At 70.1% G+C, this 17352-nt stretch carries 16 protein-coding genes; 6 read left to right on the top strand and 10 right to left on the bottom strand.

Features of this window, described 5'->3' with window-relative positions; translation table 11 throughout:
* Nucleotides 1-139 precede the first annotated feature (139 nt).
* A complete protein-coding gene (trpS, locus tag JNUCC0626_RS28570) occupies nt 140-1063 on the top strand; it encodes a tryptophan--tRNA ligase (protein WP_394613836.1) in 924 nt (307 codons plus the stop codon).
* Here trpS and JNUCC0626_RS28575 read toward each other — a convergent pair.
* The 3 genes from JNUCC0626_RS28575 to JNUCC0626_RS28585 are packed head-to-tail and all read right to left on the bottom strand — an operon-like array spanning nt 1056 to nt 3793.
* Complete coding sequence (locus JNUCC0626_RS28575) at nt 1056-1829, bottom strand: (deoxy)nucleoside triphosphate pyrophosphohydrolase (protein ID WP_394613837.1); 774 nt, start codon at nt 1827-1829, stop codon at nt 1056-1058. The genes trpS and JNUCC0626_RS28575 overlap by 8 nt on opposite strands.
* 9 nt (nt 1830-1838) lie before the next feature.
* The gene (locus JNUCC0626_RS28580) at nt 1839-3044 is read right to left on the bottom strand and encodes a sensor histidine kinase (protein WP_394613838.1); all 1206 of its coding nucleotides are present in this window, start codon (nt 3042-3044) and stop codon (nt 1839-1841) included.
* A 47-nt stretch (nt 3045-3091) separates the two neighbouring features.
* Nucleotides 3092-3793, bottom strand: a complete 702-nt coding sequence (locus tag JNUCC0626_RS28585) for a response regulator transcription factor (protein ID WP_394613839.1) — start codon at nt 3791-3793, stop codon at nt 3092-3094.
* Between the two features lie 168 nt (nt 3794-3961).
* Here JNUCC0626_RS28585 and JNUCC0626_RS28590 point away from each other — a divergent pair, with 168 nt between their 5' ends.
* The 3 genes from JNUCC0626_RS28590 to JNUCC0626_RS28600 are packed head-to-tail and all read left to right on the top strand — an operon-like array spanning nt 3962 to nt 6833.
* Entirely contained in the window at nt 3962-5032 is a 1071-nt protein-coding gene (locus JNUCC0626_RS28590; protein ID WP_394613840.1) for a LolA family protein, read from the top strand.
* Nucleotides 5029-6033 carry an ABC transporter ATP-binding protein gene (locus tag JNUCC0626_RS28595; RefSeq protein WP_394613841.1) on the top strand — a complete coding sequence of 335 codons (1005 nt, stop codon included), beginning with the start codon at nt 5029-5031 and terminating at the stop codon, nt 6031-6033. The genes JNUCC0626_RS28590 and JNUCC0626_RS28595 overlap by 4 nt, the downstream gene beginning before the upstream one ends.
* Nucleotides 6030-6833: an ABC transporter permease gene (locus JNUCC0626_RS28600; RefSeq protein WP_394613842.1), complete on the top strand. Its 804-nt coding sequence runs from the start codon at nt 6030-6032 to the stop codon at nt 6831-6833. The genes JNUCC0626_RS28595 and JNUCC0626_RS28600 overlap by 4 nt, the downstream gene beginning before the upstream one ends.
* Before the next feature lie 370 nt (nt 6834-7203).
* Here the strand turns inward: JNUCC0626_RS28600 and JNUCC0626_RS28605 are convergent, their stop codons facing one another.
* The 4 genes from JNUCC0626_RS28605 to JNUCC0626_RS28620 are packed head-to-tail and all read right to left on the bottom strand — an operon-like array spanning nt 7204 to nt 11536.
* Nucleotides 7204-7959: an SDR family oxidoreductase gene (locus JNUCC0626_RS28605; protein ID WP_394613843.1), complete on the bottom strand. Its 756-nt coding sequence runs from the start codon at nt 7957-7959 to the stop codon at nt 7204-7206.
* A gap of 12 nt (nt 7960-7971) precedes the next feature.
* Nucleotides 7972-8922: an ABC transporter ATP-binding protein gene (locus JNUCC0626_RS28610; RefSeq protein ID WP_394613844.1), complete on the bottom strand. Its 951-nt coding sequence runs from the start codon at nt 8920-8922 to the stop codon at nt 7972-7974.
* Nucleotides 8922-10562 (bottom strand): ABC transporter permease, encoded by a 1641-nt coding sequence (locus JNUCC0626_RS28615; protein WP_394613845.1) that lies wholly within the window; start codon nt 10560-10562, stop codon nt 8922-8924. Before JNUCC0626_RS28615 ends, JNUCC0626_RS28610 begins: the two co-directional genes overlap by 1 nt.
* Nucleotides 10538-11536, bottom strand: coding sequence for a thiamine ABC transporter substrate-binding protein (locus JNUCC0626_RS28620; protein WP_394613846.1), 999 nt, complete (start codon nt 11534-11536; stop codon nt 10538-10540). Before JNUCC0626_RS28620 ends, JNUCC0626_RS28615 begins: the two co-directional genes overlap by 25 nt.
* A gap of 136 nt (nt 11537-11672) precedes the next feature.
* Between JNUCC0626_RS28620 and JNUCC0626_RS28625 the strand changes: the two genes are divergently transcribed.
* Together JNUCC0626_RS28625 and JNUCC0626_RS28630 are read left to right on the top strand one after the other, a co-directional pair.
* Nucleotides 11673-11966, top strand: coding sequence for a 4a-hydroxytetrahydrobiopterin dehydratase (locus JNUCC0626_RS28625; RefSeq protein WP_394613847.1), 294 nt, complete (start codon nt 11673-11675; stop codon nt 11964-11966).
* Nucleotides 11967-12106: 140 nt separating this feature from the next.
* Nucleotides 12107-13006 (top strand): glycoside hydrolase family 88 protein, encoded by a 900-nt coding sequence (locus JNUCC0626_RS28630; protein WP_394613848.1) that lies wholly within the window; start codon nt 12107-12109, stop codon nt 13004-13006.
* Here JNUCC0626_RS28630 and JNUCC0626_RS28635 read toward each other — a convergent pair.
* The 3 genes from JNUCC0626_RS28635 to JNUCC0626_RS28645 form a co-directional block, all read right to left on the bottom strand.
* Entirely contained in the window at nt 12923-14137 is a 1215-nt protein-coding gene (locus JNUCC0626_RS28635; RefSeq protein ID WP_394613849.1) for a mannosyltransferase, read from the bottom strand. The genes JNUCC0626_RS28630 and JNUCC0626_RS28635 overlap by 84 nt on opposite strands.
* 271 nt (nt 14138-14408) lie before the next feature.
* On the bottom strand, nt 14409-14564 hold the full coding sequence (locus JNUCC0626_RS28640) for a DUF6131 family protein (protein ID WP_285643488.1): 156 nt from the start codon (nt 14562-14564) through the stop codon (nt 14409-14411).
* A gap of 62 nt (nt 14565-14626) precedes the next feature.
* A complete protein-coding gene (locus JNUCC0626_RS28645) occupies nt 14627-17347 on the bottom strand; it encodes an AfsR/SARP family transcriptional regulator (RefSeq protein WP_394613850.1) in 2721 nt (906 codons plus the stop codon).
* Between the last annotated feature and the right edge of the window lie 5 nt (nt 17348-17352).

Genomic DNA, 17352 nt, shown 5'->3' on the forward strand with positions numbered 1-17352 from the left:
AACGCCTTCTGGTGGGCCGCTTTCAGGCGGCCGGAGTAGACGCGCGCTCGTAAGAGACGCAGGCCGCCCCGACGGGCGGCCTTTTTCATGCGGTCAGTCCCGGGGCAGGTCACCGAAACCCAAGGGAAGGACCAACATCATGATCCGCCTCTCCGCCATCACGCCCTCCGGCCAGGTGCACCTCGGCAACTACCTCGGGGCGCTCCGCACGTGGGCGACCGAGGGCACCGACGAGGACGTGTACTTCATCAGCGACCTGCACGCGATGACGTCGTCGCACAACCCGCAACGCCTGCGATCCATGACGCGCGAGCAGCTGGCCGTGCTCGTCGCGTCCGGCATCGACCCCGCGAGCGTGTGCGTGCAGAGCGACCTCATCCGCGAGTTGGGGGCCCTGAACTGGGTTCTGGAGTGCACCTGCACCTACGGCGAGGCCGCGCGGATGATCCAGTTCAAGGAGAAGTCGCTCGGCCGCGAGTCGGTGCGGCTCAGCCTGCTGACCTATCCGGTGCTGATGGCCGCGGACATCCTGTTGCAGGGCACGGCCGAGGTGCCGGTCGGCGAGGACCAGCTCCAGCACGTCGAGCTGGCGCGGGCGTTGGCGCGCCGGTTCAACCACGCCTACGGGGACGCGTTCATCGTGCCCACGGCGGTGGTGCCGAAGGTCGGGGCGCGCATCAAGGACCTCTCGGACCCCGCGCGCAAGATGGACAAGTCGGCGCAGAACTCCGCGGGCGTGGTGTTCGTGCTCGACGACCCGGACCTGGTGCGGCGCAAGGTGCGCCGGGCCGTGACGTCGACCGAGGGCGTCGCGAACCTGACCGAGATCCTGGCCTCCTGCACCGGCAAGGAGCCCGAGGACTACACGAGCAGGTTCTCCGAGCTGAAGAACGACGTGGCGGAGGCCGTGATCGAGGAGCTGCGACCGGTGCGCGACCGCACGCTGGCGTTGCTGGGCGACCCCGCCGAACTGGACCGGATCCGGAAGGCCGGTGCGGAACGGGCCCAGGACCGCGCCCAGCACCGGCTGACCGCGGCGCTGAGGTTGTCCGGTCTCAGTTGAGGAGAGCCTGAAGGGCGGGCACCAGCACGCGATCCGCGGGCAGCCAGTCCACGGCGGGCAGCTCGTCGGCGGTGAACCACCGGACAGCGTTGTGCTCCAACGCTTCCGGCTCACCGTCGGCGAGCTCCGCGGCGAAGATCCGCAGCACGAGATCGCGCTTCAACGGCACGTCCGGCCCGACCTGCTCGCCCACCACGACCGTAGCCCCGAGCTCCTCCAGGCATTCGCGCACCAAAGCGTCGGAAGGCTTCTCACCGGCCTCGACCCGGCCGCCGGGCAGTTCCCACTTCCCCGCCGTGTCAACGGGAAACGACCGCTGCTGCGCCAGCATCCGTCCATCCCGGACGATCGCCGCCCCGACCACGACTCGGGCGGACACCAGGTCCGCGCACCGGGCGGCCAGCAACGCGGACCGCTTCTGCAGCACCCGCAACGCCATCCCGCGCCCGACCGTCACGTCCGCGAACCGCCCGACGACCCCGCCGACGGCCTTCCACGAGACCCGGTCGACCACCATCGTCCCGGCCCCGGTCACGACGAGATCCGTGTGCAGCTCCAGGAAGTCCCCGGCAGCGGACACACCGGACAGATCCGCGCGGGTCACCACCAACCGGACACCGAACGGCCCGACGAGCTCATCTCCCAGGCACAGCAACGGTCCCCGCACCCGCACGCCGAACCCCGCGAGCAGCGAGGTGTCGAGCAGGGCACCGGCAACGGCGGCAACGGGCGCGTCGACCAGTGCCGACGCTCGCAACTCTGGCACCAGAGCTTGCTACCAGGACGGCCAGCGGATCTCCAAACGCGCACCACCGGCGGGCGACTCGGCGGCCAGCACGGACCCGCCGCGCCGTTGCACGAGGTGCGCCACCAACGCGAGCCCGAGGCCGAAGCCACCGGTCCGGCGGCCGCGGTCCTCGTCCACCCGGTAGAAGCGGTCGAACACCTTCGTCCGGTGCTCCACCGGGATGCCGTGCCCGTCGTCGTCCACGATCAGCCGCACGTCCCGGCCGACCGGCACGAGCGTCACGGTGATCGTCGAGTACGCGTACCGGGCGGCGTTGCGCAGCAGGTTGTCCAGCACCAGCTCGACCTCGGACCGCGCCGCCGACACCAGGCACGCCGACGGCGGCGCGTTCAGCCGCACCAGCAGTTCCGCGTCCAGCCGGGAGATCGCGGCCTCGGCCTCCAGCACCAGGTCGACGGCCTCGGCGCGCGGCGGTGCCCCGGTGTCCGCGCGGGCGAGGATCAGCAACGAGTCCACCAGCGCGCTGAGCCTGATCGACTCCTCGACCACGGACTCCAGCACCTCGATCGAGAAGTCCGGATCGGGGTGCGCGACGGCGACCTCCGCCTGCGCCCGCACCGACGCGACCGGTGACCGCAGCTCGTGCGCCGCGTCCCCGGTGAAGCGTCGCAACCGGTCCGAGGCGTCGTCGCGCCGGGCCAGCAGAGCGTTCAGCGCCTCGGCCAACGCCTGCAGTTCGTCGCGGGACGGCGGCACCGGCAACCGTTCGCCGTGCGGCAACTCCCCCGCCGCGACCCGCATCCGTTCGACCGGCCGCAACGACGACCGCACCGCGATCCAGGTCGCGATCCCCACCAGCCCGGCCACCAGGACCGCGGCGACGGCGAGCCAGCGCGTGCCGAGCGTGTTCGCGCTCCCGTACCCGAGCAACGTGCTGCCGTACACCTCCAGCCGCGGCGTCCCGTCCCCGCCGAACACCACCTGCCCGCGGAACCGCAGCGCCGACTGGCCCTCCATGCGCAGCACGGGTTCGCCGGACTTCAGCGACCGGATGTCCTGCGCCGTCAACGGAAGCGGCGGCCCGCCGTCCACCGGCACCCCGGCGACGTCGAGCACGCGCGGCGGGGCCTTCTCCAGTTCCTGGTCCACCGCGGTGATCTGGATCAGCCCGATCAGCGCGGGCGCGATGCTGGTGAACGCGAGCAGGCACAGCAGCGCCACCCCCGTGGCCACCACGGTGATGCGAAAACGCAGGGTGCGCCGCAACCACCAGCCAGGGGTCACTTGTTGCCCAGCGCGTTGTCGAGGTCCGGAGTGGACGCGATGTACCCGTGGCCGCGGATCGTCCGCACGACCTCACCGGCGCCGACGGCCTCCAGCTTGCGCCGCAGGTACCCGACGTAGACCTCGACGGCGTTGCGCGTCGCGGCCTGCTCGTCCCCCCACACCGTGCGCAGCAGTTCGTCCTTGGTCACCACGGACCCGGCGCGGGACGCCAGCACGTCGAGCACGGCGTACTCGCGCGGCGACAGCGACACGTCCTGCCCGCCCCAGCTGACCTCGCGCAACCCGCGATCGATCACCAGGCTGCCGAGCGTGAGCTTGCGGCGCGCGCCTCCCCCGCGGCGCAGCAACGCCCTGACCTGCGCGACCAGCACGACGAAGCTGAACGGCTTGACCAGGTACCCGTCGGCGCCGAGGTCGAGGCCGTCCGCCTGGTCGATCTCACCGTCCTTCGCCGACACCATCAGCACCGGAGTCCGCACCCCGTCGGCCCGCATGCGTTGCAGCACGCGGTACCCCGACAGACCCGGCAGCATGATGTCCAGCAGCACGACGTCGAACGCTCCGGTCAGCGCCACTCGCAACGCCGTGGGCCCGTCGGAGGCCGTGACGACCTCCATGCCCTCGGCCGAGAGCCCGCGCTCCAACGCCCGGCGCACGCCGACTTCGTCGTCCACGACCAGCACACGAGGCTTCACGGGTCACAGCATGCCGCGCCGGACTCTCAGCTGCCCGCAAGATCTCAGCCGACTCTCAGAAAACGTCGTGCGGCAGGCACATAAGCGCAGGTAGGCGTAGTCTCAGCACCATCTCAGCAACCCACCACCAAGCTATGAGTACAAGCCCTTGGAGGAGGGGAACCACTGATGAACAAGCGAAAGGTGACCCTGGCCGCTGCGGCGGCCGGTGTGCTCACCGGTGCGGCAGGCCTGAGCCTGCTCGCCATGCCGGCGGGTGCGGGCCAGCCGCCCACCCTGCCCGACGTGTCCGCCGAGTCGCTCGTCGAGCAGGTGCTCACGAGCAAGCCCGGTGCGTTCGGCGGCACCGTGGAGGTCGACAACAAGCTCGGTCTCCCGTCGATCGCCGAGATCCCGCAGCTCGCCGACGGCAAGCACAGCGCGCGGATCTGGACGGACGGCAACGGCAAGTTCCGCGCCGCCCTGCCGAACGGCCAGTCCGAGCAGACCATCGTCGACGACGGCACGACCACCTGGTCGTGGAACTCCGCCGACAACGAGGTCACGAAGTCCGAGCACAAGGCCGACCAGCCGCGGCCTTCCGAGGACAAGTCCGAGTCGGTCAACCCGGCCGAGGCGGCCAAGCAGGTCGTCGGCATGACCAAGGAGTTCAGCGACATCACCGTCGACGGCACCGCGCGAGTCGCGAACCGTGCCGCCTACGAGTTGGTGCTGACCCCGAAGGCCACCGAGAAGACGCTGATCCGCGAGGTGCGGATCGCCGTCGACTCGGAGCTGAAGATGCCGTTGCGCGTTCAGGTGCTCACCAACGGCACGGCCGAGCCCGCGGGCACGGTCGGCTTCAGCGAGATCAACGTCGGCCCGCAGGACTCGAAGCTGTTCGAGTTCACGCCGCCCGCCAACGCCAAGGTCACCACGCCTGAAGCGAAGGAAGAGCGCCGGGGCGAGAAGCCCGAACTGGGCATCGAGCAGGCGTTGCAGGGCAAGGACCCGCAGATCTTCGGGACGGGCTGGGACACGGTCGTCGGTGCGCGCATTCCGGCCGAGGCCATGACCCAGGTGCCTGCTGAGGCGCAGGGCCTGGTCGACAAGTTCACGAAGAAGGTCAGCGGTGCCTGGGGCAGCGGTCAGATCTTCAACACGAAGGTCGCGACGATCCTGATCGCGGACGACGGCCGCGTGGTCGCGGGTGCCGTTCCCGAGCAGGTCCTGTTCGACACGATCGGACAGGTGAAGTGACCACCTCGACCAGCGCGCCGGTGACAGCGCCTGCCAAGACCGCTGTCGCCGCGCGGACCAAGGGTCTGCGCAAGGAGTACGGGAGCACGGTCGCCGTGGACCGCGTCGACCTCGAGGTGCCGGAAGGAGCCGTGCTCGGCATGCTGGGCCCCAACGGGTCCGGCAAGACGACCACGATCCGGATGCTGCTCGGGTTGGTCCGCCCCACGCAGGGGGAGATCGAACTGCTCGGCCGGCCGCTGCCGGATGGTGCCGAGCAGTCGCTGCCGCACGTGGGCGCGCTGGTCGAGGGTCCGGGGTTCCACCCGTTCCTCAGCGGGCGGGAGAACCTCGTCAGGTGTGCCGCGTTCGAACCTCTGCTGCCGCGCAAGGAGATCAAGCAGGCGGTCGAGGACGCGATCGAACGCGTCGGGCTCGCCCAGGCGGCCCACCGCAGGTACCGGGGGTACTCGCTCGGCATGAAGCAACGTCTCGGCCTGGCCGCGGCGTTGCTCGTGCCGCGCAAGCTGGTCGTGCTCGACGAGCCGACCAACGGCCTCGACCCGGCCGGCACGCGGGAGATCCGCAAGATCGTCGCGGACCTGCACGCGGCCGGCAGCACGGTGGTGGTGTCGAGCCACCTGCTGAGCGAGGTCGAGGCGACCTGCACGCACGTCGCCGTGTTGCACCGCGGAACCGTGGTGGCACAAGGGGAACTGACCGAACTGCTGCAGGCGGGCGGGTCGGCGCTCCAGGTCATCACGCCGGACGTCGAGAAGGCGCTGAGCGCGTTGCGCCAGGCCAAGATCTCCGCTCGCCCGCTGGGCGACGGCCTGCGCGTCGAGCTCGCGGGGACGAGCGCGCCGCAGGTGATCGAGACGCTGGTGCGCGGTGAGGCCCGAGTTTTCGAGGCCACGCGGTGGAAGACGGGACTCGAGGAGCTGTTCGCGCGGCTCACCGAGGCCGAGGAGGCCGAGCGCGGAATGTCCGCAGTGGACACCCTGGACGGGGGACGCCGGTGATCACGCGCCAGTTCGGTTCCGAGTTGCGGTGGATGCTGCGCCGCCCGCGCACGTTGATCGGGCTGTTCGGCCTGATGCTCGTGCCGATCATCATCAGCTTCGGCATCTGGACCGCGGGCGACGACGGCGGCGGAGGCCCCGGCATCGCCGCGATCATCCAGGGCAACGGCCTGGTCGTGCCGATCTTCACGTTGTTCCTGTCGCTCAACCTGTTGCTGCCGCTGGTGGCGTCGATCTGGGCGGCGGACGGCCTGGCGGGCGAGGCCCAGCACGGCACGTTGCGCGGCCTGCTCGTCGCCCCGGTGTCACGGGTGCGGCTGCTGTTCGTGAAGCTCTTCGGCCTGGCCGCGATGTCGCTCTTCGCCGTCACGCTGATGGCCGTGGTCGGCATCATCGCCGGCACCGCGTTCCTCGGCTCCGACGGCATGGCGACGTTGTCCGGCACGACGTTGTCCACCGGTGAGGGCCTGGTCCGCATCGCGTTGTTCGTGGTGCTGGTGACGTTCCAGATGGTGTCGGTGGGCGCGGTCGCCCTCGCCGTCTCCGCCACCACCGAGCACCCGCTCGTGGTGCAGGCGGCGACGATGGTGACGATCATCGTGTTCCAGGTGCTGGGGCAGTTCAGCTCACTCGACTGGCTGCACCCGTTCCTGATCACGACGGGCTTCCCGGGGCTGGTCGACGTGATGCGCGATCCGATCCCGTGGGGCCAGATCGGCGACAGCACGGTGCTCGCCGGGTGCTACCTGTTGATCGGCACTGGGCTCGCGGCGATCCGCCTGGTCACCAAGGACAGCTAGCAGTCGACAGCTTGGCGACGCTTGCTCGGCGTTCCGCCCGCTCCGACACAGCACTGACCGCCGGTGGCGGACACGTGGGAAGCGCCACGTGTCCGCGACCGGCGGGGTTGCTGTGGGCACGAGGGCGAGGCGCCGCGAACGCGAGGTCCTCAGCTGCGACATCTCGGTCGTCTTCGGTCAGCGCGTGCCCTTGCCAAGCGAGCAGGTCGTGTTCCTGGGGCGCGCTGGAATCACGAACGCGGACGCGCCATGGCCGCCCTCGTCCCCAGCCTCGAACGCCGTTCTCTGCCGAGCAGACACGGCCATGCCTCCCGTCTCGCGCACGGCGGGAAGCAGAACGGGCACTCGTACCCGTCCGGCGCGTGGCTGATCACCGCCGGAAGCCGCCCTCGCTGTTCAGCACCTGACCGGTGATCCACGCTCCGTCGGGCGAGCAGAGCCACGAGATCAACCGGGCGGCGTCGTCCGGCAGGCCCCAGCGCTTCGCCGGCATCCGCTCGTTCACGAACTCCACGAGCTCCGACCCCGCCCAGCCCGTGTCGGTCGGCCCGGGGTTCACCGCGTTGACCGTGATGCCCCGGTCCGCCAGTTCGTACGACAAAGTCGCCACGATCGCCGCCAGCGCCCCCTTCGAGGCCGCGTAGGCCACCTCGCCGGGCATCGGGCCCAGGTTCTGGCCGGACGTCATGAACACGATCCGTCCGCCATCGGTCCTGGTCCACTGCTGAGCAAACGCTTGCGCGAGCAGGATCGACGAGCGGGTGTTGACGGCGTAGTGCTCGTCGAGCTTGGTCGCGTCCATCTCGGCCAGCGAGCCGTCGCCGCCGGAGCGGGCGTGGTTGCACACCAGCACGTCGACCCGGCCGTGCGCCTCGATCGCGGCCGCCATCAGCTCCGCCGGGGCGTCCGGCCTCGCCAGGTCCACGCCCAGGCCCTGCACGCCGAGGTCCGCCAGCACCTCGCCCACGTCGTCGGCGCCCCACGGCTGTCCGGCGTCGTGCGCCACGTGGTGTTGCACGAACACCTCAGCGCCCAGCCCGATCAGGCGTTGCGCGATGGCGTAGCCGATGCCCTGCCGCCTGCTCACGCCGGTGACCAGCGCGACGCGTCCCCCGAGTTGTCCCATAGGGCCTAACAACTACCCGACTCGCGCGACGCCGTCCAAGTCAATTGCGAGCCGCACGCGGTCGCCGACGGACACCGGGCCGACGGCCTCGTACTCCTCGCCGTCGATCTCCACGAGCAGCCGGACGTGGTCGCGCCGGTGCACGCGTTCGACGACCGTGCCTTCCAGCGGGCCGTTCGAGTCCACGCGCAACGCCGTGGCGCGCAGCCCGACCCGTCCGGCATCGAGCCCCACGAACGAGCCGGGCACGAACTTGTTGCAGCCCAGGAACTTCGCGGTCTCCACGTCGACCGGTGACGACCACACCTCGGCCGGCGGGCCGACCTGGACGATGCGGCCGCGCGACATGATCGCCACGCGGTCGGCCAGGGTGAAGGCCTCGTCGTGGTCGTGCGTCACGACCAGCGCCGTGGTCGCGGCCTCGCGCAGCAACCGGGCCAGGTCGACGGCGAGTTGTTCGCGCAACGCCCGGTCCAGCGCCGACAGCGGTTCGTCCAGCAGCAGCAACCGGGGTGACGGTGCCAACGCGCGGGCCAGCGCGACGCGTTGCTGTTCGCCGCCGGACAGCTGCGTCACGCGGCGGTCGGCATAACCTTCGAGGCCGACGAGTTCCAGCAACGACAGCACGCGCTTGTCGCGCGCCTCGCGTTCGACCTTCTGCATGCGCAGGCCGAACGCCACGTTGCCCGCGACCGTGCGGTGCGGGAACAGCTGCCCGTCCTGGAACACCAGCCCGAACTCGCGCCGGTGCACGGGAACGCCCGCGAGGTCGGCCGAATCCCACCGCACCGCACCGGAAGACGGCTTCTCCAGACCCGCGACCGTGCGCAGCAACGTCGACTTGCCGCAGCCCGACGGCCCGAGCAGCGCCACGACCTCGCCGTCCGCCACCTCCAGCGAGACGCCGGACACCGCCGTCGTCTGTCCATAGCGGACGGTGATCGCGTCCAGTTCCAGTGCCATCAGAACTCCCCGCTGCTCGGCACGCGCAGCCGTTCGATCAGCAGCACGCACCCGACCGTCACGACCATCAGCAGCGCGCACGCCGCGTAGGCCATCTGGCTGTTCAACTCCCCCGGCCGCGACATCAGCCGCGCGATCACCACCGGCAACGTCGGCGCGTCCGGTCGAGCGAGGAAACTCGTCGCCCCGAACTCCCCCAACGCCACCACGTACCCGAACCCCGCCGCGGCTGCGAGAGACCGGCCGACCAGCGGCAGGTCCACCTCGCGCCACACCCGCGCGGGCGAGGCACCCAACGTCGCCGCCGCCTGCCGCAGCCGTTCGTCGACCGCCCGCAGCACCGGCAGCACCATCCGCACGATCAACGGCGTCACCACCAACGCCTGCGCCAGCGGCACCAGCATCGGCGAGGTGCGGAAGTCGCCCGGCAGCGCGTCCATCGTGATCAGGTAGCCGAAGCCGACCGTCACCGCGGACACCCCGAGCGGCAGCATCAACGCCGTGTCGAGCACCTCGGCGAACCGCGCCCCCGACCGCCGCAACCCGACCAGCACCACCGCCGAGAACACCCCGACCACCAACGCCACCAGCGTCGCGTCGAAGGCCGTGCGCAACGAGTTCACCGCCGCGTCGATCCCGGTCACCGCCAACGTGCCGCGCTCACCCCGGCTGTTCAACGCCACGTACCCGGCGAAGCTCCAACCGTCCCGTGTGGACAGCGACCGCGTGATCAGCCCGACCACCGGCAGCAACAACAGAGCCACCACAGCGAAAGCGGCACCGACGACGTACCACTCGCCACCGGACGGCCTGCGAGCCAACTCCTCGCGACCGCGCAACGCCAACGCGGTCTCCCGGCGCCTGCGGGCCAACGCCCCGAGCACCAGCACCGCGAGCACCGCCGCGAACTGCAACAACGACAACGCCGCCGCCCCGGACAGGTCGAACAACTCGACCGTCCGCAGGTAGATCTCGGTCTCCAGGGTCCGGAACCGCGACCCGCCGAGCACCAGCACCACACCGAAACTGGTGGCGCAGAACAGGAACACGACCGCCGCCGCCGACCCGATCGCCGGTGCCAACGCGGGCAACACGACCGAGAGGAACGCACGCGGCCGTGACGCCCCGAGAGCCCGTGCCGCGTCTTCGGCCCGACGATCCGTGTGCGCCCACAGCCCGCCGACGGTCCGCGCGACCACGGCCACGTTGAAGAACGCGTTGGCCAGCACGATCGGCAGCACCCCGCCGTCCGGCCAGAACGTCCGGAAAGCCAGGCCCACCACCACGGTCGGCAGCACGAACGGCACCATCACGGCCGCCCGGATCACGCCGAGCCCGCGGATCCGGCAGCGGGCCAGCACGAACGCGAGCGGCATGCCGGCGACGACCGCCACGACGGTGGAGGCGGCGGCCTGGCCGAGGGTGAAGCCGACGAGTTCCCAGGTGTCGGTGGAGAGGGCGGCGTCGAGGACACCGCCCTCGCGCAGGCCGAGGGTGACGATCGCGAGGACGGGCCAGGCGAAGAAGAGGGCGAGGAAGGCCAGCGGCAGCAACGCCGCCGCAGACCAGCCCCACCGCGCCGGAATCAGGCGCGGTGCCTTGCCCGTGCGCGAACTCAGCCCTGCACCAGCTTGCGCCACTGCTCGACCCAAGCCTCGCGGTTGTCCTTCACCTTGTCCGCCGGCAACGACTGCGGCGAAGACGGCAACGGAGCGTCCTTGGCCCACGACTCGGGCAGCGCGACGCCCTCACGTGACGGGTACACGTACATCTGCTCGGCCACCTGCGCCTGGAACTTCTCGCCCAGCAGGAAGTCCAGCACCTTCTTGGCGTCCTCGGGGTTCTTGGCGCCCGAGAGCACGCCCGCGTACTCGACCTGGCGGTAGCAGGTGTCGAGCACGGCCTTGGTCTTGCCGCCCTCGGCCGACGGCGACGACGCGTACGACACGACGATCGGCCGCGTGCCCTTGGTGGCGGAGAACTCCTGGTTGTAGGCCTCTTCCCAGCCGCTCACGACCTTGACGCCGTTGGCCTTGAGCCTGGTCCAGTAGTCCTGCCAGCCGTTCTCGCCGTACTTCGCGATCGTGCCGAGCAGGAACGCGAGACCGGGCGAGGACGTGGCCGGGTTCTCGACGACCAGCATGTCCTTGAAGCGGGGGTCGGCCAGGTCGTCGTACGACTTGGGTTCGACGCCGCCGAGCTTGGCCGGGTCGATGTTGAGGCACACGTCCCCGACGTCGACGGCCTGCAGCCGGTTCGTGTCGTCGGCCTTGTACCGCTGGGCACCCTTCGACGCCTCCGGCGAGGCGTACTCCGCGAACACGCCCTCCGACAACGCCCGCGACGCGAACGTCGAGTCGACGCCGAACGCGATGTCACCGATCGGGTTCGCCTTCGTGAGCACCAGCTTGTTCGTCAGCTCGCCGGCGTCACCGCTCGCGATCTGCTTCACCGTGATGCCCGAGGACTTCTGGAACTCCTCCAGCACCTCCGGCTGCACCGCGAACGAGTCGTGGGTGACCAGCGTGACCTCGTGCGACTGCGGTGCGGTCGACGTCCCGGCCGAGCACCCGGCCAGCACGAGAGCAGCACAAACAGCAAAAATCCTTCTCATCAGACCTCTCCCTACGCCGGTATGACCCGGATCAGGTGGACGGTCGAGGGCTTGCGAGCCCTCCTCTCAGCCCGGCGCTTCACCGGACTCCCGTGGTAAACGCGCAGCTTACGTCACGTGATGGGACGATCAGGACATGGCCGAGCTGTTGAGCGACGATCAGTTGAACGACGTGCTGCCCAAGCTGCCCGACTGGAGCGCCCAGGACGCGGCGCTCGTGCGGACCGTGGAGCTGGAGAGCTTCCCGAAAGCGATCATGGTCGTGAACCGGATCGCGGAGATCGCGGAGAACGACAACCACCACCCGGACATCGACATCCGTTACAAGACACTGACATTTCGCCTGTCCACGCATTACAAGGGAGGAATCACCGCGCTGGACGTGACCCTCGCCGAGGAAATCGACGGGGTCCTGGACGCGCTGGGCTGATTCGGTCAAGATGTGCGCTGCCGCCGCCCGCGGAAATGAGAGGGAACACCCTCATGCGGTTGCGCACATCACTTTTTGCTCTGGTTTTGACCGGGACACTCACCGCAATTCCGACCGGAGCGCAGGCCGTACCTTGTGCCGTGACGGACACGATGATCAAGGCCAGTCAGGCCTGGGTCGACCGCGGCACGGACCAGGCGGCGAACAACTGGTCCAACGCGAACTTCCACGTCGGCAACCTCGCCCAGGTGCGCACCACCGGGATCAGCAACCACAAGACGTGGCCGTGGGTGCAGGCGAACTCCTACCTGCTGCCGATCGACCCCGCGAACCCCTTCGCCCCGGACGCGCAGGCGACCGGTGAGCCGTACCTCGACGTGGCGTTCTTCCACCCGGAACCCGAGGTGCTGCAACCGTTGCGGGACAACCTGCGCGCCCAGGTGAAGGACGGGAGGAACCACTGGCGGCAGCCGGACGCACTGGCCATGGCGCTGCCGTCGTTCACCCGAATCGCGTTGGCCGACAACGACAAGGCGATGCTCGACTACTCGTTCAAGTCCTACAAAGCCTTGAAGGCAAGGACGTTCAACGAGTTCACGGGCCTGTGGAGCCTGAACGTGCAGACGAACGGCTGGGCCGTGCAGGGCCTCGCGAAGGCGATGCTCGCGCTCCCGGCTGACCACCCGTACCGCGCCGAGTACGCGAAGACGCTGGCCAAGAGCCTGAAAACCCTCAAGCTCCTGCAACGCCACGACGGTTTCTGGGGCGCCACGGGCAAGGACTCGGCGGCCACCGCGATGATCACCTACGCGATCGCGGCGGGGATCAACGCGGGTGTGCTCGACAAGCAGAGCTACCTGCCGCACGTCCAGAAGGGCTGGCAGGCGTTGCAGACCGCGCTCGACGCCGACGGACTGCTCGGCTGGACCGCGGCCCGCAACTCCTGGAAGCCCGCGTCAGCCGGCGACTCGGCTGGGTTCGCTGTCGGCAGCTTCCTCGTCGCCGGGCAGCAGATCGTTGCGCTTACGCCTGGTTGCTAGGCCGATCGCGATCAACGTGAGCATGCCCGCGGCCGGATAACCCCAGCCGAGCACCACGAAGACGAACGGGCGCGGGAAGTCCCAGATGTTCGGCTGGGCGAGCAGCAGGAACGAGATCAGGTAGCCGCCGGTCAGCAGCACCCACAGGCCGGCGGTGATCTTGCAGAGCAGGTGCCCGCCCTCGTAGATCAGCCACAGCAGGGCGGGCACCATCCACACCCAGTGGTGGCTCCACGAGATCGGCGACACGAGCAGGCCGAGCATCTGGACGCTGACGATCAGTGCCAGCACGTCCTTGGTCCTGCTGACCGCGAACCACGTCAGCGCGGCCGCGACGAGCACGGCGGCGATGTAGATCGGCCCGGTCTGCACGTCGTAGCCGAACGTCCGGCTCAACGCGCCGCGCATCGACTGGTTGATCGCGCTGCCGACGGGCCCGACGCGACTCGCGTCACCGAGCAGCTGGAACCAGAACTTGTCCGACTGCGAAGGGGAAATCGCCCACCCGATGCCGTAAACGACGACAAAGGCGACGAACGACCACACCGCGGCCATCCACCGGCGTTGAATCAGGAAGAACAGCCCCGAGATCGCGGGCGTGAGCTTGATGCCCGCGGCGAAACCCACACCGGCGCCACCGACCCAGTTGCGCGCGCTGGCGAGCGTGCCGATCAGGATGGCGACCAGCACGAGGTTGATCTGGCCGTAGTTCAGCGTCGTGCGGACCGGCTCGATCCACAGCGTCAGCGCGGTCCACATCATCACGCGGCGCGGGTCCTGGAGCTTCAGCAGCTTCAGGGTGACGTGCACGATGTAGTAGAGGCAGCCCAGGCAGATCAGCTGCCAGAGCCAGCGCGACGCCTCCCACGGCACCCAGCTCATCGGGGTGAAGATCGCGGCGGCGAACGGCGGGTAGGTGAACGGCAGCGGGAACACGTCCGCGTACTGGTCGAGCCGCCACTCGTAGAGGTCGCCGGAGAACAGGTGCGGCGACCCGTTGCGGTACACCAGCAGGTCGATCATGGTCATCTTCGCCTGGAACGCGACCATGAACAGGTGCCCGGCGACCGACAACGCGAGCAGCCACGGTGCTACGGAGAGCACACGCGCTTCCACAGCACGGAGTTTCACCCCGAAAACGTTACCCGAGGCAACGAACCGGGGTACCCCGGCGTCAACTGAACGGGAGAGTCGCAAGAGGGAGTTTTTTCGATCATGTCAGTTGATGTTGTTGTCGCCGCTGTCGCCGCTCTGGTCATGCTGGGGGTCGCGTTCGGAGTGTTCGCGGCTGCCGCGCGCGCGAAGAACCACGTGTAAAGCCGTTGTGAGCCAAAGAGAAAGGGCCAACCTCCACAAAGGAGGTTGGCCCTTTCGCCGTTCCAGAGGGGGAGGGAACGGCCGATCAGAAGTAGTGCGCACGCCCGCCGATCGGCTTGCCGACCGCGCCCAACACGGCGAGGATCGCGCCGATCACCAGAAGCACCACGCCGAGCGTCGTCAGGATGCTGATACTCGTCAGCCATCCGACGACGAGCAGGATGAGACCAAGGACGATCATGACACCTCCAGGTGGGGACTCCTTTTCAGGATTACCCCGCGGAGGTCGGTACAAACCTCGCTTCATACATCGGTCACCGATGAAATTCGCTCCCTGATTCCGGCGGCCCGCGCGTCCCCCAACTCCTCGAAGATGGCCGCAGACTCCGCGAGGGACTCCCGCGCGCCCTCCGCGTCGCCCGCCACCAGCTGGCTCTCGGCGAGTTCGCTCAGCGCGTCCGCGAGGTCGAGGGTCTCCCTGCGCTGCCGCATCATGCGCACCGCCTCGCGGTGGTGCCGGACGGCCTCGTCGGTGCGGCCCGCCGTCAGGTGGATGTCGGCGATCGTCTGGAGCGCGAGCATCATCGTGGGGGACGGCAGCGGCATGTTCTGCGCCTCGAACCACGCCCACGCGACGAGGCAGAACTCCAGGCCGCGTTCGGAGTCCCCGACGCGGTGGTGGGCACGGCCCAGTGCGACCCGCAGGGCCGCCTGCTCCCTCGGTTCGAGCCGTTCCACCTGCGGGTACACCGCGAGCAGGGCTGCCAGCGCGTCGGCGTCGCGGCCCTGTTCCTCGTAGACGAAGGCGAGACCCCGGGCGAGGTTCGCCTTGCCGTCGGCCCGCCCGAGCAGTTCCTCGCACCGCATCGCGGCGTTGATCTGGGCCTCGCCCTTGATCCAGTCGCGCTGCGCGACGTGCACCCCCGCCAGCGAGCGGTGCAGGCGCGCCTGCCCGAACACGTTCTCCAGCCGCAGCGCCGCCTCCAGCCCAGCGGTCTCGACCGCCTCCGCCTCGGCCAGGCGGGCGCTGTTCACCAGGTAGAGGTGCATGTTGTAAGCGGCTCGCCACGCGTGGTCGTCGGTCCCGGCGGTCGCCATCGCCGGCACCACCCGCGCCATCACCTGCCGTTCCGCGTCGTACCACGCGTGCGCGGCGTCCACGTCCGGCAGCGGCACCAGCACCACCTCCTCGGCGGCGGGTGCGGCCACCGGCGTCCACTCGATCGGAGCCGAGGCGAGCCAGTCACCCGCCACGAGCGAGGTGTGCAGGTAGTGGTCGAACAGGCGGCTCCTGGCGGCGGAGCGCACCTCGGCCGGCAGCTCGCCCACGCGTTCGGCGGCGTAGTCGCGCAGCAGGTCGTGACGGGTGTACCGGCCGCCGGGCGCCGCGGTGAGCAGGCTGCCTGCGACGAGTTCGGTGAGGACCCTCCTGGCCCGCGCCACGGGCAGCGCGGCGAGGCTCGCCACGGCCTCGACGCCGAAGTCGGGGCCGGGGTGCAGGCCCAGCAGCACGAACACCTCGGCCGTGGTCTCGCTGACCGACCGCAGCGACCAGGAGAAGACGGCGCGCACGGCCGTCGCCGGGTCCTCGATGTCGAGCGCGTCGAGCCGTTCCTGGGCCAGCTCGTCGGCGAGGGTCGTGAGCTGGTCGCCGTAGGCCGCGCGGGCGGCCACGATGCCCAGCGCGAGCGGCAGGCCCGCACACCGTTCGACCAGGCGGGCGACGGCCTCCGGCTCGGCGGCGGCGCGGTCGGCACCGATCCTGGCGCTCAGCAGGACGGTCGCCGCGTGGTCGTCCAGCACCTCGACGGCGAGCGGCCGCGCGCCCTCCCGCACGACCAGGCCGCTCAGCCGGTTGCGGCTGGTGACCAGCACCAGGTTGCCCGTGCCGCCGGGCAGCAGCGGGCGGACCTGGTCGACGTCGCGCGCGTTGTCGAGCAGCACCAGCAGCCTGCGCCCGGCGAGCACCGACCGGTACTCGGCGATCAGGGCGGCACCGGACGGCGGGAGGTCGTCCTCGGCGACGCCCAGCGCCAGCAGGAAGTCGCGGGCCACGGCGACCGGGTCGAGCGGGTCGGCGTCCAGGTCGAAGCCGCGCAGGTTGACGTGCAGCTGGCCGTCCGGGAAGCGGCCGGCGACCTGGTGCGCCCACTGCAACGCGAGGGCCGTCTTCCCGACCCCGCCGATGCCGTTGAGGGCGGAGATCACCACGGGCTCGCCCGGCCTCGTCCTGAGCATCTCGGTCAGGGCCCCGAGCTCCTGCTCGCGGCCGACGAAGTGCGGGTGCGCGGGCGGGAGCTGGCGGGGCACCTCCGCCGCCGCGGACGCCTCGTTGGCCAGCACCCGCGCGTGCGCCTCCCGCAGCCGTGCGCCGGGATCGACGCCCAGTTCGTCGGCGAGGTGCGCGCGGATCTCCTGGTAGGCCGCGAGCGCGTCGGCCTGCCGGCCCGCCTGGTGCAGGGCGAGCATCAGCTGCGCCCAGAACGTCTCCCGGTCGGGGTGCTGCCGCACGAGCGCGCGGAGTTCCGGCACCAGCACGTCGGTGACACCGGCGAGGTCGGCGTCGATCCGCTGTTCCAGGGCGACGATCCGCTCGTGTTCGATCGGCGGCACGTCGTCGCGCTGCACCGGGTCGGACTGGACGTCGGCGAGCACGGGACCGCGCCACAGTTCCAGCGCCTCCCGGTGCGCGCCCTGCCCGGTGAGCCGGCGGAACCGCATGAGGTCGAGCTGTCCGTCGTGGACCTCCGCCGTGTAACCGCGCGTCCTGGTGCGGACGCAGTTGGCCGCCCCCAGCGACTGCCGCAGCCGCGCGACGACCATCTGCAACGTCTGGCGCGCCCTGTCCACACCGGGCGGGCTGCCGTCCCAGACCCGTTCGACCAGCTCGTCCACCGGCACGAACTCGTTGGGGCGCAACAGGAGCGTGGCGAGCAGCACGCGGCCGCGACCGGCCGGCACGTCGACCTGCTCACCGTCGAGGAGAACTTCCAGCGGCCCCAGAACGCGGTACTCGACGATCACCCTGC

Origin of the sequence: Lentzea sp. JNUCC 0626, from assembly GCF_043632865.1 — a bacterium.
GTDB lineage: Bacteria > Actinomycetota > Actinomycetes > Mycobacteriales > Pseudonocardiaceae > Lentzea.

Bases quoted from the DNA above. Each gene is read 5' to 3' on its own strand.
- trpS (WP_394613836.1), top strand. From the start codon at position 140: ATGATCCGCCTCTCCGCCATCACGCCCTCCGGCCAGGTGCACCTCGGC.
- JNUCC0626_RS28590 (WP_394613840.1), top strand. From the start codon at position 3,962: ATGAACAAGCGAAAGGTGACCCTGGCCGCTGCGGCGGCCGGTGTGCTC.
- JNUCC0626_RS28605 (WP_394613843.1), bottom strand. From the start codon at position 7,959: ATGGGACAACTCGGGGGACGCGTCGCGCTGGTCACCGGCGTGAGCAGG.
- JNUCC0626_RS28610 (WP_394613844.1), bottom strand. From the start codon at position 8,922: ATGGCACTGGAACTGGACGCGATCACCGTCCGCTATGGACAGACGACG.
- JNUCC0626_RS28620 (WP_394613846.1), bottom strand. From the start codon at position 11,536: ATGAGAAGGATTTTTGCTGTTTGTGCTGCTCTCGTGCTGGCCGGGTGC.
- JNUCC0626_RS28625 (WP_394613847.1), top strand. From the start codon at position 11,673: ATGGCCGAGCTGTTGAGCGACGATCAGTTGAACGACGTGCTGCCCAAG.
- JNUCC0626_RS28640 (WP_285643488.1), bottom strand. From the start codon at position 14,564: ATGATCGTCCTTGGTCTCATCCTGCTCGTCGTCGGATGGCTGACGAGT.